Source organism: Novosphingobium sp. YAF33 (genome assembly GCF_052113265.1).
Lineage (GTDB): Bacteria > Pseudomonadota > Alphaproteobacteria > Sphingomonadales > Sphingomonadaceae > Novosphingobium.
Genome location: NZ_JBFRCW010000006.1, coordinates 405,552 through 419,602 on the forward strand (window position 1 = coordinate 405,552; position 14,051 = coordinate 419,602).

General features: G+C 68.0%; 13 protein-coding genes. 8 read left to right on the forward strand and 5 right to left on the reverse strand.

Annotation, left to right across the window (positions count from 1 at the left end; all coding sequences use genetic code 11):
* Positions 1-12: 12 nt before the first annotated feature.
* The 5 genes from AB4Z00_RS14760 to AB4Z00_RS14780 all read left to right on the forward strand — a co-directional run bounded on the left by AB4Z00_RS14760 (position 13) and on the right by AB4Z00_RS14780 (position 6,298).
* The gene (locus tag AB4Z00_RS14760; RefSeq protein ID WP_134093842.1) at positions 13-645 is read left to right on the forward strand and encodes a DUF721 domain-containing protein; all 633 of its coding nucleotides are present in this window, start codon (positions 13-15) and stop codon (positions 643-645) included.
* Positions 645-1,394 carry a thioredoxin domain-containing protein gene (locus AB4Z00_RS14765; RefSeq protein WP_132268118.1) on the forward strand — a complete coding sequence of 250 codons (750 nt, stop codon included), beginning with the start codon at positions 645-647 and terminating at the stop codon, positions 1,392-1,394. The genes AB4Z00_RS14760 and AB4Z00_RS14765 overlap by 1 nt, the downstream gene beginning before the upstream one ends.
* Before the next feature lie 115 nt (positions 1,395-1,509).
* Positions 1,510-2,280, forward strand: a complete 771-nt coding sequence (locus tag AB4Z00_RS14770) for a thioredoxin domain-containing protein (RefSeq protein ID WP_132268117.1) — start codon at positions 1,510-1,512, stop codon at positions 2,278-2,280.
* Positions 2,281-2,313: 33 nt separating this feature from the next.
* Complete coding sequence (gene smc / locus AB4Z00_RS14775; RefSeq protein ID WP_442046409.1) at positions 2,314-5,751, forward strand: chromosome segregation protein SMC; 3,438 nt, start codon at positions 2,314-2,316, stop codon at positions 5,749-5,751.
* Between the two features lie 13 nt (positions 5,752-5,764).
* Entirely contained in the window at positions 5,765-6,298 is a 534-nt protein-coding gene (locus tag AB4Z00_RS14780) for a hypothetical protein (RefSeq protein WP_442046410.1), read from the forward strand.
* Here the strand turns inward: AB4Z00_RS14780 and soxR are convergent.
* Positions 6,291-6,746: a redox-sensitive transcriptional activator SoxR gene (soxR, locus tag AB4Z00_RS14785; RefSeq protein WP_132268112.1), complete on the reverse strand. Its 456-nt coding sequence runs from the start codon at positions 6,744-6,746 to the stop codon at positions 6,291-6,293. The two genes, AB4Z00_RS14780 and soxR, sit on opposite strands and share 8 nt — an antisense overlap.
* A 101-nt stretch (positions 6,747-6,847) precedes the next feature.
* Between soxR and AB4Z00_RS14790 the strand changes: the two genes are divergently transcribed.
* A complete protein-coding gene (locus tag AB4Z00_RS14790) occupies positions 6,848-7,219 on the forward strand; it encodes a VOC family protein (RefSeq protein ID WP_442046411.1) in 372 nt (123 codons plus the stop codon).
* Here AB4Z00_RS14790 and AB4Z00_RS14795 read toward each other — a convergent pair.
* Together AB4Z00_RS14795 and ubiA are read right to left on the reverse strand one after the other, a co-directional pair.
* Positions 7,206-7,826, reverse strand: coding sequence for an SOS response-associated peptidase (locus tag AB4Z00_RS14795; protein ID WP_442046412.1), 621 nt, complete (start codon positions 7,824-7,826; stop codon positions 7,206-7,208). The genes AB4Z00_RS14790 and AB4Z00_RS14795 overlap by 14 nt on opposite strands.
* Before the next feature lie 15 nt (positions 7,827-7,841).
* On the reverse strand, positions 7,842-8,756 hold the full coding sequence (gene ubiA, locus AB4Z00_RS14800) for a 4-hydroxybenzoate octaprenyltransferase (RefSeq protein WP_132268107.1): 915 nt from the start codon (positions 8,754-8,756) through the stop codon (positions 7,842-7,844).
* A 141-nt stretch (positions 8,757-8,897) separates the two neighbouring features.
* Here ubiA and AB4Z00_RS14805 point away from each other — a divergent pair, with 141 nt between their 5' ends.
* Entirely contained in the window at positions 8,898-9,650 is a 753-nt protein-coding gene (locus tag AB4Z00_RS14805; RefSeq protein ID WP_442046413.1) for a 16S rRNA (uracil(1498)-N(3))-methyltransferase, read from the forward strand.
* Between the two features lie 102 nt (positions 9,651-9,752).
* On the forward strand, positions 9,753-11,126 hold the full coding sequence (locus AB4Z00_RS14810; RefSeq protein ID WP_132268104.1) for a glutamate--cysteine ligase: 1,374 nt from the start codon (positions 9,753-9,755) through the stop codon (positions 11,124-11,126).
* Between the two features lie 116 nt (positions 11,127-11,242).
* On the opposite strand, the gene AB4Z00_RS14815 is transcribed toward AB4Z00_RS14810, so the two are convergent.
* Positions 11,243-12,595 carry a methyltransferase family protein gene (locus tag AB4Z00_RS14815; protein WP_134093835.1) on the reverse strand — a complete coding sequence of 451 codons (1,353 nt, stop codon included), beginning with the start codon at positions 12,593-12,595 and terminating at the stop codon, positions 11,243-11,245.
* 90 nt (positions 12,596-12,685) lie between these two features.
* Positions 12,686-14,050 carry an outer membrane protein assembly factor BamB family protein gene (locus AB4Z00_RS14820; protein WP_134093834.1) on the reverse strand — a complete coding sequence of 455 codons (1,365 nt, stop codon included), beginning with the start codon at positions 14,048-14,050 and terminating at the stop codon, positions 12,686-12,688.
* Between the last annotated feature and the right edge of the window lies 1 nt (position 14,051).

Here is a 14,051-nt window from a genome sequence, read left to right on the forward strand (position 1 = left end):
GGAGCGGCAACAATGGAACGGCATCCAAGCAAAGGAACGGAAAAGGCGGCGAAGTCCGCCAAAGGCGCGGCGAAAGGCGTGGTCAAAGCCGCGGGCAAAGCCCCGGCCGGCGGCGAGTCCAAGGCCGCCGCCCCGAAGCGGTTCGAGCGCGCGCGCGGCGGCCAGGCCCGCCAGATTTCCGACCTCATGCCCGAAGTGGGCCGCACCGCCTTCCGCCGCTTCGGTTTCGTCCAGTCCAGCGTGGTGACGCGCTGGCCCGAGATCGTCGGCCTGCGCCACGCCCGCGTCTGCGCCCCCGAATCGATCCGCTTCCCGCCCGGCGAAAAGTGCGACGGCATTCTCCAGCTCGTGGTGCTGGCCGCCCATGCCCCGATGATCCAGCACGTGGTGCCCGAGATCATGGACCGGGTGAACCGCTTCTTCGGCTACAAGGCTGTAGCCAAAGTGAAAATCCGGCAAGGTGAGGTTAAGGCACCGGCTGCCACGCGGCCCAAGGCGGCTCCGCCCTCTCTCAAGCCCGTACCGCTCGAACTGGGCGAATCGCTGCGCGACATCGGCGATCCCGAACTTCGCGCGGTGCTAGAATCGCTGGCCCGAAGCCTCGGTGCCCAGGATGATCCCATGCAAGATCAGGAAAAGCAGTGATGAAGTCCACGTTGCGTCTTGCCGCCCCCCGTCTCGTCTTCCTTGCCGCAGCGGCCCTGCTGAGCGTCGCCGCCACGAAGCCCGCTCACAAGCCACTGGCGCCCAGCTCCAACCCCGCCTCGAACTGGGCGAACCAGATCGTGGTCACGGGCGACGGCAGCCACATGTACGGCAACCCCAAGGCCGAGATGCAGCTCACGGAATTCGTCAGCTACACGTGCCCGCACTGCGCGCACTTCAACCGCGAGGCGGATCCCACGCTGCGCCTCACCATGGTGCCCAAGGGCCAGATCGGCGTGACCGTGACCACGCTGCTGCGCAACCCGATCGACCTGACGATCTCGATGCTGACGACTTGCGGCGATCCCAAGCGCTTCTTCGTGCGCCACAACGCCTTCCTCGCCAGCCAGGACACCTGGATGGCCAAGCTGGAAAAGATCGGCGAGGAGCAGCAGAAGCGCTGGTACCAGGGCGCCCTGCCCGAACGCATGAAGGCCATCGCCAGCGACCTCGATTTCTACTCCAGGGTTGCCGCCTGGGGCATGACCCGTACCCAGGCCGATGCCTGCTTCGCCAACGAGGCGGTGTTCGATACCATCAAGCAACAGCAGGCCACCGTGGCCAAGAACGGCGTGAATTCCACGCCCAGCTTCATTCTCAACGGCAAGCTGCTCGACGCGCACGACTGGCCGACTCTCTCCAAGGAGATCACCGACCAGATGGCCGCGAAGCGCAAGGGCTCGGTCTGAAGCACCGGAAAAGGGCGGTTTCCTGTGGGAAAGCGCCTGTCCTTCCGCCCCCCTCCGCTGTTATCCGCCCCGACTGTGGGCTAGTTTCCCCGCCTTCTCACAAGGATTCGCCGACATGATCCGCAAGACCGCCCTGCGCACCATCGCCCTTGGAATGATCGCCGCGCCGCTCGCGCTCGGCCTTGCCGCCTGCGGCAAGAAGGACGCCGGCACGCCGGGCGAAGCGCCCAAGTCGGCGCAGGCCCTGCCCACGGTCGCCGCCCCCGCCGGCAAGGCCTGGGCCGAAAACGTCGTGAAGACCGCAGAGGGCGGCTATCGCATCGGCAATCCCGACGCCCCGATCAAGCTGGTGGAATATGGCGCACTGTCGTGCTCGCACTGCGCCGAATTCGCGCATGAAAGCTACGACAAGCTGCGCGAGGATTACGTCGCCAGCGGCCGCGTCAGCTACGAACTGCGCTACTTCATGCTCAACGCCTTCGACATCCCGGCATCGCTGCTCGCCACTTGCGGCGCGACCGAGGCGGTCCTGCCGCTCAGCGAGCAGTTCTGGGCCTGGCAGCCCAACATGTTCCAGAACCTTCAGTCGGCCGGCGACGCCCGCATGAAGGAAATCCAGAACCTGCCGAAGGACCAGCAGATGGCGGCCATCGCCGAAGTCGGCGGCATGACCGAATTCTTCGCCTCGCGCGGGATTTCGCGCGACCAGGGCAAGGTCTGCCTGGCCGATGCCGCCAAGGCTAAGGCCTTCGCCGACCAGACTCAGAAGGCGACGACCGAGTTCAACGTCAACGGCACGCCCACTTTCATCATCAACGGCAGCAATGTCGGTTCGATGGGCTGGAAGGAACTGGAAGCCAAGCTGCAGGAGGCCGGCGCGCGCTGATGCGCCCGCCCGTCTGAATCGAACGACACGAAGATGCGCATAAAACGGCTCAAGCTCAGCGGTTTCAAGAGTTTCGTAGAGCCGGCGGAATTGCGCATCGAGCCAGGGCTGACCGGCGTGGTCGGCCCTAACGGCTGCGGCAAGTCCAACCTGCTCGAAGCGATCCGCTGGGTCATGGGCGAAAGCTCGGCCAAGTCGATGCGCGGCGGCGGCATGGAGGACGTGATCTTCGCGGGCACGGCCACGCGCCCGCCCCGCGCCTTTGCCGAAGTGGTGCTCCAGGCCGATGCCGCGCCTGACGGAAACGGCGTGCGCGAGGAACTCGAAGTGGTCCGCCGCATCGAGCGCGGCGCCGGCAGCGCCTACCGCATCAATGGCCGCGACGTGCGCGCCAAGGACGTCTCGCTGGTCTTTGCCGATGCCGCCACGGGCGCGCATAGCCCCGCGCTCGTCAGCCAGGGCCGCATCGCCGCCGTCATCGCCGCCAAGCCGGCCGAACGCCGCGCCATGCTGGAAGAAGCGGCCGGCATTGCCGGGCTTCACGTCCGCCGCAAGGACGCCGAGCAGAAACTGCGCGCCACCGAAGCCAATCTCTCGCGCCTCGAAGACCTCATGGCCGGGCTCGACAAGCAGGTCGCCGGCCTGCGCCGCCAGGCCAAGGCGGCCGAGCGCTATACCGCCCTGTCGGACCAGATCAGGCTGGCCGAAGCGCGGCTGGTCTTCGCCCGCTGGCGCGACGCGGCAGAGGCCGCCGATGCCGCCCGCAAGGAAGCGCAAGGCGCCGAAGCAGGCGTGAGCGCCGCGCAGGAGGCGGCGAAACAGGCGCAGGACGCGCAGGCCAAGGCGGCCGAGGCCCTCGTGGAAGCCCGCGACGAACTGGCCGACCGCCGTGACGATGCCAGCGCGCAGGGTCACCGCATGGCGACGCTCACCAGCCAGCTCGAAGCCGCCGAACAGCGGCTCAAGGATCTCGACCGCCAGAAGACGCGCCTCGACGAGGATCGCGGCGACGCCGACCGCATGACCCGCGACGCGGCCGAGGCCCTCGCCCGTCTGGAGCGCGATCTGGCCGAAGGCGCGAAACAGCTGGAGCAGGACGAAGCCCAACGTCCGCGCCTGGCCAATGCCCTCGAAGGCGCGGAACGCTCGGCTCGCGCCGCCGAACTCGACCTGGCGCAGGCCACTGCCGCGCAGGCCGGGGTCGAGGCCGAATGGCGCATTGCCGAAGCCGAACTCTCGCAGGCCCGCGCCCGTCTGGGCCGGCTGGCCGCCGAAGAAGCCCGCCTCGCAGCCCAGGTCGAAGCGCTGGCCGCTGCCGGGGATCTCGAAGCGGCGGTTACCGAAGCCAAGGCCAGGGCCGAAGCCGGTACGGCCGCTCTGGCCGCCGCCCGCGCCGGGCTGGAGGCGCAGCAGGCCCGCAAGACCGAACTCCAGGCCGAGCGCGACGCCGCGGCCTCGGCCCTCGCCGCCGCCCGCGCCGACCTTACCGGCATCGAGCGCGAGCACACTGCCCTCACCCGCGACCGCGAGGCCCGCGCCAAAGGCGCCAAGGCCGCGCATGGCCTGCCCGTCGCGATCGACGCCGTGCGCGCCGCTCCGGGATACGAACGCGCCGTCGCTGCCGTGCTCGGCCGCGATGCCAAGGCCCCCCTGGGCGAAGTCGCCCAGGCCGACGGCCGGTTCTGGACCGGCTCCCAGGCCCCTGCTCCGGTAGCCGACAGCCTGGCCGCCCATGTCACTCAATGTCCGCCGGAACTCGCGGCCCGCCTGGCGCTCGTCCATGTGGTCGAGGAAGACGATGCCCGGCCGCTCGGCAAAGGCGAATGGCTGGTCACGCGCACCGGCGCGCTGCGCCGCTGGGACGGCTTCGTCGCGCGCGGCGAAGGCGCCGCCGAAGCCGCTCGGCTTGAGGCCGAGAACCGCTTCGCCCAGCTCGATGCCCAGCTTCCACCGCTGCGCGCGGCCGTCTCCGCCGCCGAAGCAAGCCAGAACGCGGTGCAGCAGGAGCTCTCGGCCCATGCCGCCGCCGTCGTCGCCGCCGAGCGCACCATTGCCGATGCCGCCAATGCCGAGCGCGCCGCCCTGCGCGCGGTGGACCAGGCCGAGGATGCCCGCATCCGCGACGAAACGCGCCGCGCCGAAATAGGCCGCGCCCAGGCCGATCTGGCCGAGCAGCGCCAGGTCGCGGAACGGGACATCGCCGGCGCCGAAGGCAAACGGTCCGTCCTGCCCGATCCGGAAAAGGGCCGTGCCGGGCTCGTCGTCGCGCGCGAAAAGAACGAGGCCACGCGCGCCACGCTTCAGATTTCCACCGCCACGCTCGCCTCGCACGACCAGGCTCTGGCCGTCGCGCGCGAGCGTACCGCCTCGCAGCGCGGCGACATCCGCAACTGGCAATCGCGCGCCGGCGATGCCGCCAACCGCCTTGCCCAGATGGCCGGCCGGCTCGATGAAATCGAGACAGAGCGCGCCGTCGTCGCCGCCAAGCCCGCGTCGCTCATGGCCCAAATCGAACAGGGCGAGACGGTGCGCAACCGCATTGCCGAGGAACTGGGCAAGGCCGAAGCCGCCCTTGCCTTCGTCACCGATGCCGCGCGCAAGGCCGACGCCGCGCTCGCCGCCGCGCAGGAAGCGCTGGCCAGTGCCCGCGAGAACCGCGCCGGTGCCGCCGCCCGCGCCGAGAACGAGGATGCCCGCCGCGTCGAGATGACCCGCGTCTCGGGCGAACGCTTCCAGTGCCCGCCGCCGGTCCTGCCCGAACGCTTCGCTTTCGCCCCGGGCGACGTGCGCGAGGCGCAGGACGAAGTGGTCGCCATGGAGCGGCTCGTCTCCGAGCGCGAACGGATCGGGCCGGTCAACCTCGTCGCCGCAACCGAACTCGCCGAGGCCGAAGCCCAGCTCGGCACCAGCATCAACGAAAAGGCCGAACTGGCCGAAGCCGTCAACCGCCTGCGCGGCTCGATCGGCAACCTCAACCGCGAGGGCCGCGAACGCCTGCGTGCCGCCTTCGAGGCCGTCGACGGCCATTTCCGCCGCCTTTTCACGCGCCTGTTCCAAGGCGGGCAGGCCCATCTCGCGCTCGTCGATTCGGACGATCCGCTGGAGGCCGGGCTGGAGATCTTCGCCCAGCCACCGGGCAAGCGCCTCCAGTCGCTCACCCTGCTTTCGGGCGGCGAGCAGGCGCTCACCGCCGTCGCCCTGATCTTCGCGCTGTTCCTGACCAATCCCGCGCCGATCTGCGTGCTGGACGAAGTCGACGCGCCGCTCGACGATGCCAATATCGAGCGTTTCTGCGATCTTCTCGAAGCGATGACGCAGGAAACCGACACGCGCTACCTGATCGTCACGCACAATGCCGTGACGATGAGCCGCATGCACCGCCTGTTCGGCGTGACCATGGTGGAAAAGGGCATCTCCCGCCTCGTCAGCGTCGATCTGGTCGGCGCCGAGGAACTGCTGGCGGCGGAATAGCCCGGCTGCGCCCATGCCCTTGATTGACAGTTACCTGCCGCTTTATCAGTTCTCGGAAACCCATTCCTGCCGGATCGCGGCCGATGCGGCGCCGATCCTGGACGCGGCAGGGCGCTACAAGCCCGAAGACGATCTTTTCTTTCGCGCCATGATCGGCTTGCGCGAAATGCCGGCTCGCCTGCTTGGGCGGCGTGGCAGCAAGCCGTTCGGGATGCAGAACTTCACGCTGCTGGAGCGGACCGACCGGGCCTTGGTCTACGGTCTCGCCGGGCAATTCTGGCGCCCCGATTATGGGCTTCGCCCGATCACGGACGGTTTCGCCTTTCGGGACTTCCAGGAGCCAGGCGTTCCTTGCCTCGCCCTGAGCTTCGAAATCGCATCCCAGCCGGGCGGCGCACACCGCCTCACCACCGAGACCCGCGTGTTCTGCCCCGACGCGGTCTCGCGCCGAAAGTTTCGCTTCTATGGGTTGCTGATCCTGCCGGTGAGCGGCCTCATTCGCAGCCGCATCCTCGCTTCCATCCGCAAGACCGCAGAGACTACTTGAGCACGAAGCGCGGCCCCGGTCCCAGCGCGGCGGCCTCGTCTTCGCGGTTGTAGAGGCGGCATTTCGCCAGGCTGAGACAGCCGCAGCCGATGCACTCGTCCAGCTTGCGCCGTGTCAGTTCCAGCAGGGCAATCCTGGCGTCGATCGCCTGCCGCATCGACAGGCTGATCGTTTCCCAGTCGGCCAGGGTGGGCGTGCGGCCTTGCGGCAGGGCCGAAAGTTCGCGCTCGATCTCGGCGAGGGCCAGTCCCAGCTTCTGGGCGATCAGTACGAAGCTGACCCGCCGGATATCGGAGCGCAGGAAGCGGCGCTGGTTCCCCGCCGTCCGCAGCGAGGTCAGCAGGCCCCGCTCCTCGTAAAAACGAATGGCCGAAACCGCGACGCCCGTGCGCCGCGCCAGATAGCCGATGGTGATGAATCGGTCCTCGACCCTCCCGTCCTTCTGCAAATCACGCCGTCCTTCTGCAAAAAGCGCTTGATCTCAAGTTAACTTGAGGATGCATCAAAGCCAAGCCGGCAAGTTGCCCGGCGAAGCACAGGAGATGCCAGATGGCCCAGGGCCGCCTCGAACACGCCAATATCACCGTCAGCGACATCGATCGCAGCTCCGCCCTGCTCCAGAACCTGCTGGGCTGGCACGAACGCTGGCGCGGGCCCGCACTGAACGGCGGGGAGACGATCCATGTCGGCGGGGATTTCAGCTACATCGCCGTCTATACCGACCGGAAGGGGCACGATCGCTTTCCCAAGGGCAGTCCGCTCAACCATGTCGGACTGGTGGTGAGCGATCTGGACGCCGCGGAACGGGCCGTGGTGGCCGCCGGGCTGGAGCCGTTCAACCATGCCGACTACGAACCGGGCCGGCGGTTCTATTTCTTCGATTGGGACGGGATCGAATTCGAACTGGTCAGCTACGACTGACCGCGATCCGGCCCGCGTTCCAAGGCGCATCGGTGCGGTCGATCACCAGCCGATGCGTGTCGGGGCGGCACAATCCAAGGGCTGCATCCGCGTCGCCCCCGGCCCATAGCGCCCAGTCTTCACGGGCGAGGATGAGCGGCACCCGTCCGTGGTTGGCCACGATGGGTTCGGGTCGGTCGACCATGACCACGGCGAAGGCCTTGCCCCATTCCACCGTCGGCCGCCAGATTCCCGCGACGGCGAAGGGATCTTCCTGCTCCAGCGAACACCAGGTGCGCGTCATCGCGCCTTTGTCGCCTTCCGGCTCGGCCCAGGCGCTGAATGGCACGAGGCAGCGGCGCATCTGGAAGCTGGAGCGCCAGAACGCGGTACCGAGCTTGTCGCCCCGCGCCTGGTTGATCGGTTTCGGCTTGATGGCCTGCCCGCGCTTGCCGGTCTGGGCGAGCGGGAAGCCCCAGGTCATGGCCTGGACCCGTTCTTCCGCAACCACCAGTCCCGGATAGCCCGGATAGACTTCCTCGCCCAGGTTCGCGGCCGGTTCCGCCGAGGCCCGGAACAGTCCTGCAATCTCGTCCGTGGCCTTGCGCATGCGGTAGAGGTTGCACATGGCCCGTCCGGTCGATCAGATGATCCCGGCGTTGCCGACGACCCAGCAGGCCAGCGCCATCACCAGCCCGAGATCGCGATTCGAACGGAACCGCGTCAGGGCGTTCTCGCCATCCTCGGTATCGAGCGTCACGATCTGGAAGCCGAGATGAAGCGCCACCGGCACGAGCGCGACCAGCGCCACCCAGTCATGTCGCAGGGTCCAGAACCCCAGCGCCCAGAACGCCGTCGCCAGCGCATAGAAACCAGCCACGCCGCCGCGGACGTGGCTGCCAAGGCGCAGCGCCGAGGAGCGGATCCCGACGACGGCGTCGTCCTCGCGGTCCTGCAGGGCGTAGATCGTGTCGTAGCCGATGCACCAGAAGATCGAGCCGGCATAGAGCGCGGCCATCACCGCCAGCTGGTCGCCCCGGATCTCGACCCAGCCGACCAGCACGCCCCAGGTGAAGACCAGGCCCAGCCAGGCCTGCGGCCACCAGGTGATCCGCTTCATGAAAGGATAGGCGGCAACCAGCGCCACGCTGCCCAACGCCACGAGCTGCGCCTGCCAGCGCAGCTGGAGCAGCACCACGAGGCCCACCGCGCAGAGCGAAAGCAGCCAGATCGCCGCTGCCTTGCGGCTGACCTGGCCGCTGGCCACGGGGCGGGAGGCCGTGCGGGCCACCTTGCGGTCGAGATCGGCATCGACGATGTCGTTGAGCACGCAGCCAGCGCCGCGCATCGCGATCGAGCCGAGCAGCAGCCAGAGGATCAGGCCCCAGCGCGCTTCTCCGCCCGCCAGCAGCACGCCCCAGGCACAAGGCCAGAACAGCAGCCACCAGCCGATCGGGCGATCGAAACGGGCCAGCATGGCATAGGCGCGCGGCGTCCTCGGCAGGGCAGCGACAAGCCCGCGATGCTGCGTATCGGGGACGAGTAGAGAGTCGTTCACGCCAGGACGAGTAGCCTATCATGGCGAAACTGTCATGCCCCAAGGTTCCTGGTGCACACGTCCCCCCTGCACGCCAGTTGCATGCAGGCGGGCTTCGCGCGAAAAGGCGGCCGCAACTTTCCCCGGAGATTCATCCAGATCATGGCCGCCACCCCCGCCTGGCCGCCGCGCAGCGCGCCGCGTCTTTTCGTCACCGGGCCGCTAAGCCTGGGCGGCACCCTCGTCATCGAAGGCGGGCAGGCGCACTACCTCTCCAAGGTCATGCGAGTCGCCCCGGGCGACGCCGTCATCCTCTGCGACGACGAGACTGGCGAATGGGCCTGCGCCGTGACATCCGCGGGCAAGCGGGACGTCGCCCTGGAAGTGCGCGAGCAACTGCGCCCGCGCGAGGAGGTGCCCGATTTCTGGCTCTGCGCGGCCCTGCTCAAGAAGCCGAATTTCGACCTCGTCCTGGAAAAGGCGACCGAGCTGGGCGTCGCGCGCATCCAGCCGCTCGTCACCCGCCGCTGCGTGGCCGACAAGCTCAATGCCGAGCGCGCGGCGACGATCGTTACCGAAGCGGCCGAACAATGCGCGCGCACCGCGCTTCCCGATGTCGCAGAGCCGGTGAAGCTGGATGCCCTGCTCCGCGACTGGCCGGAGGGGCGAATGCTCTATTTCGCGGACGAGACCGGGGGAGCGCCGGCAGCGGCCGCCTTCGCCGCGCACGACGGGCCGGCGGCACTGCTGGTCGGGCCGGAAGGCGGTTTCGACGAAGAGGAGCGCGCCCTCGTCCGCGCGCATCCGACGGCGCGAGCGATTACCCTGGGTCCGCGAATCCTGCGCGGCGAGACTGCGAGCATCGGTGCAACGGCCCTGTGGATGGCGGTTTCCGGGGATTGGCGCGGCGCCTGACCTGTCCTGAAATCCGACAAAAACCTCCCGGAAAAAACGAAACAAACCGCTCGGTACAAAAAGTTCTAGCGTCCGGGCGCGGGCCGCACTACCTCCCGCCGCATGAGCACCCGTGAGGTTTCGGATCGCGAAGATCCGGTGATCGAAAGCCTGGACCAACTCGCCGCGCCGATGGCTGCGGGCGAAAAGCCGCGCGAGGCGTGGCGGATCGGTACCGAGCACGAAAAGTTCGTCTACGACACGGGCGATCACCACGCGCCGTCCTATGCCGAACCCGGCGGCATCCGCGACTTGCTGATGGCCCTGACCGAGTTCGGCTGGGAGCCGATCATCGAGGGCGGCAACGTCATCGCCATGAAGGGTGACGACGGTACCGTCAGCCTGGAGCCGGCCGGCCAACTCGAACTGTCCGGCGCGCCGCTGGAAAACCTGCACCAGACTTGCGCCGAGACCGGGCGCCACCTCAGCCAGGTGAAGGCCATCGGCGACCGCATCGGCAAGGCCTTCCTCGGCCTTGGCATGTGGCCCGACAAGACCCGCGCCGAACTGCCGATCATGCCCAAGGGCCGCTACGACATCATGCTGCGGCACATGCCGCGCGTGGGCACGATGGGCCTCGACATGATGCTGCGGACCTGCACCATCCAGGTCAACCTCGACTATTCGAGCGAGGCGGACATGGTGAAGAAGTTCCGCACTTCGCTGGCGCTGCAACCGCTGGCCACGGCGCTCTTCGCCAATTCTCCCTTCACCGAGGGCAAGCCCAACGGCTTCCTCTCGTACCGCAGCCACATCTGGTCGGACACCGACCCGGCACGCACCGGCATGCTGCCCTTCGTGTTCGAAGACGGCTTCGGCTACGAACGCTATGTCGACTACATGCTCGACGTGCCGATGTATTTCGTGTTCCGCGACGGCAAGTACATCGATGCGGCCGGCCATTCCTTCCGCGACTTCCTCAAGGGCGAGCTTTCGGTGCTTCCCGGCGAGCGTCCGCGCCTGTCGGACTGGACGGACCATCTCTCCACCGCCTTCCCCGAAGTGCGCCTCAAGTCCTTCCTCGAAATGCGCGGCGCCGACGGCGGCCCGTGGAGCCGGATCTGCGCGCTCCCGGCGCTCTGGGTCGGCCTGCTCTACGACCAGGGCGCGCTCGATGCGGCCTGGGACCTGGTCAAGGACTGGGACATGGAAGGCCGCGAAGCGCTACGCACCGCGGTGCCGAAGCTGGGCCTCGACGCGCCGCTGCCCGGCGGCGGGACCCTGCGCAAGATCGCCGCGGAAGTGATCGACATCTCCCGCTCGGGACTTGCGGCGCGCAATTGCCTCAACGCGGGCGGCGACAACGAGACCGGCTACCTGGAACCGCTCGCGCAGATCGTCGCCAGCGGCAAGGTTCCGGCCGAACGCCTGCTCGACCTCTACAACGGCGAATGGGGCGGCGACCTGTCGAAGGTCTACGCGGTAAAGAGCTTCTGACGGCTAACACATGACAGGCAGGGTGAGCATCGCTCCCCTGCCGTCAAGGTGGCGCCCAATGCCTAGCGGCGCCGATGGCCGCCAGCCTTGGGCTGATCCCCGCGAAATGCCCTCTGTTATTCCGCAGCCTGCAGCGCCCCGTTCCGTGGCCGCAACCAGGCGCCCATCCGCGCGAGCGAGCGGGTGATCGGCGCGTTCTGCGCCATCCAGGCATGGTATTCCCGGTACTTGGCGTCCTCGGCCAGAAGATGCGCTTCCTCGGTCCGCGCGCGCCAGTAGTAGATGCCGCTGACGACGCCCAGGAGCACCGTATTACGCACCATGTCGGTCAACGCGTGGCTGGTGACGAGGAAGGGCAGCGTCGATGTCCACCAGAACAGGTTCTTCGACAGGTAGGCCGGGTGCCGCGTGAAGCGGTAAGGGCCGTTCGTCAGCACACCGCGGTAAGTGAGGTTGGAGAAGCGCAGGCCGAAGGCGAACGTCGCCCAGGCATAGACGGCCGTGAGCGTGACCATGAGCGCCGCCCAGAGCCAGAGCAGCGCCGTGTGTCCCGCCAGCCAGTAGGACCAGCCGCCGGTGTTGACCTCATAGCCCATCACGTCGGCCCGCCCCATCGTGCCCCAGACGAAGGGCGGATAGCACATGAGCGCGGCCACCCAGCCGGCCAGCAGGGGATTGCCGCTGCGGATATGGGCGTCGAGCGGGCGGAACGTGAAGATATAGCCCACGGTGCCGATCTGTACGTCGATCAGGAAAAGCAGCGCGATCACGGTGGAGGCCAGCGGCACCGGATCATGGGCCATGGCTGCGAAGTTCGCTTCCACCACTTGCGCGAAACCGCCGGGCAGGATCGAGATCATGAAGGCCCCGAAGAACGCCTTGATGGCCCAGGCGCGGCCGTGCTTCTTCACCGCCTCCGCGTCCCAGGCCTCGCGGCCGATCAGCAGGGCACCGAAGTGCCAGGCCTGGTCGCGCGGCTCGATCAGCTTGCGGTCCAGCCAGAGCACGTAAGGGATCGACAGCAGGAAGACCGGCAGCGCCGCCGCGCCGATCACTTCCATGGCGAAGAGATATTGCCCGTCCCAGTACCACCGGCCGATGCAGTAGAACGCCCCGATCAGCGCCCATGTGGCCCAGAGCCCGGCGAGCTTGGTGATCGACAGCTCCGCCGATTCGGACAAAGGCCGGCGCAGGTTCCAGTCGATGCCGGTGGAGGGGCGGCGGTGCACCTTGTCGACCAGCACCGACCACAGCGCCATGGCGGAGCCTGTGACGAAGAGCGTGGCGACCGAGGCGTAAGGGCCGCTCATCGGCGCATGGGGACCGGGTAGAGCAAGGGCGTCGGCGATCGCGGCCCAGTTGCGGCAGACCAGCAGCCAGACGAGAAGCGCCGCCAGTCCCGACAGGCCCACGCCGGCCGAGACGTCGCTGGCGGGCGGGCTTTTCGCGGGATTCGGGGCGCTGATCATGGCGCCCGGACTAGCGCGAATTGGTTAAGAGGTGCGAAATGCCGAACAGCCGCGTCGCCCCSGGCGCGGCCCGGAGCGACGGCGACATGATCAACGGTAAGCCGTGATACGGCCCGAATCGTCGAGAAGGTAGAGCGTCTGGTTGGCCACGACTGGGGCCAGCGAGATCGGATCGCCCAGCTCGACGAAGGGCGTGAGCTTGCCCGTGGTCGGATCCACGGTGCCGAGCTGGCCGCGGGAATTGGCCACCCACAGCTTGTTGCCGGCCAGGACCGGGCCGACCCAGAAGATCGGACCCTTGCGCTTCTTCTCGTTGTCGTAGCGCGCCAGCTGGGTCAGCCAGCGCACTTTGCCGGTGCCGCGCGCGATGGCGAGGATTTCGGCGTGGTCGTCCAGCGTGAAGACCCAGTCGCCCACCACCATCGGCGTCGAGATGCCGGCAAGGTTGAGTTCCCAGATGCGCTGGCCGGTCACCAGTTCGTAAGCGGCCATGCGACCGCCCTGGCCCAGCGCGTAGACGCGGCCCTGGTCGATGATCGGATCGGCGTCGACGTCGGTGAGGCTACCCACTTCGGTGGAGATCGAAGTGCGGGCCAGCGCGTCGGACCAGACCTGGCGGCCGTTCTCATAGCGATAGGCCACGAGTTCGCCCGAGGAATAGCCCGCGATCACGGTGCCCTGGCCGGCCGCCGGAGCGGCCACGCCGAAGACGCCGGCTTGCGAGAGCGAGGCCGATTCGTTCCACAGGACATTGCCGTCCGCCGCGTTGAGCGCGAAGATCTGGTTGTCCTGCGTCATCACGTAGACGGCGTTGAAGCTGATCGTGGGCGAGCCGCGCAGCGGGCCGCCGGGCTTCTTCGTCCAGAGCTGGCTGCCATCGGCCGCCTTGAGCGCCGCCACTTCGCCGAGGCCGGTGGTGACGTAGAGGTTGCCCGCGTCGTAGCTGACGCCGCCGCCGAAGATCGAGCTTTCGTTCTTGCCCGAAACCGAGAAGTTCTTGGTCCAGAGCGAGCTGCCGGTCTTCGCGTCGAACGCATGGACGACGCCTTCGGTGTCCATGACGAAGAGCTTGTCCTCGGCCACGACAGGCGCGGCGGCCAGGCGGGCGCGGTTGGTGGAACCGGCGATCTGGGCGGTCCACACGCGGCTGGGATTGTCGGCCAGGGCCAGGTGGCCGTAGGACTTGGCGGCATTGCCGCCCGCCTGCGACCAGGCCTCGTTCGCCTGCTGCGGCGGCAGGATCACCGAGATCGCTTCCATCGAGGGATCGACCTTGGCGCCGCTTTCGATGCGCGACAGGATCGGCACGCGTTCGCCCACGGTGGGGGTCTTCGGGCCCTTGCTGTTGGACTTGCAGCCCGACAGACCGGCGACGAGCGCCAGGGCGATCAGCGATACGACCCCCGCGCGGCCCATTTTGGAAGGTTTGGCCTTCATGCGCGTCATCTCAACCATG

What these genes read in the sequence shown, in the direction of transcription:
- AB4Z00_RS14790 (WP_442046411.1), top strand. Translation starts at nt 6,848, where the DNA reads ATGGCCCAGGGCCGCCTCGAACACGCCAATATCACCGTCAGCGACATC.
- AB4Z00_RS14820 (WP_134093834.1), bottom strand. Translation starts at nt 14,050, where the DNA reads ATGGTTGAGATGACGCGCATGAAGGCCAAACCTTCCAAAATGGGCCGC.
- AB4Z00_RS14780 (WP_442046410.1), top strand. Translation starts at nt 5,765, where the DNA reads ATGCCCTTGATTGACAGTTACCTGCCGCTTTATCAGTTCTCGGAAACC.
- AB4Z00_RS14765 (WP_132268118.1), top strand. Translation starts at nt 645, where the DNA reads ATGAAGTCCACGTTGCGTCTTGCCGCCCCCCGTCTCGTCTTCCTTGCC.
- AB4Z00_RS14815 (WP_134093835.1), bottom strand. Translation starts at nt 12,595, where the DNA reads ATGATCAGCGCCCCGAATCCCGCGAAAAGCCCGCCCGCCAGCGACGTC.
- AB4Z00_RS14805 (WP_442046413.1), top strand. Translation starts at nt 8,898, where the DNA reads ATGGCCGCCACCCCCGCCTGGCCGCCGCGCAGCGCGCCGCGTCTTTTC.
- AB4Z00_RS14795 (WP_442046412.1), bottom strand. Translation starts at nt 7,826, where the DNA reads ATGTGCAACCTCTACCGCATGCGCAAGGCCACGGACGAGATTGCAGGA.
- smc (WP_442046409.1), top strand. Translation starts at nt 2,314, where the DNA reads ATGCGCATAAAACGGCTCAAGCTCAGCGGTTTCAAGAGTTTCGTAGAG.
- AB4Z00_RS14770 (WP_132268117.1), top strand. Translation starts at nt 1,510, where the DNA reads ATGATCCGCAAGACCGCCCTGCGCACCATCGCCCTTGGAATGATCGCC.
- AB4Z00_RS14810 (WP_132268104.1), top strand. Translation starts at nt 9,753, where the DNA reads ATGAGCACCCGTGAGGTTTCGGATCGCGAAGATCCGGTGATCGAAAGC.
- AB4Z00_RS14760 (WP_134093842.1), top strand. Translation starts at nt 13, where the DNA reads ATGGAACGGCATCCAAGCAAAGGAACGGAAAAGGCGGCGAAGTCCGCC.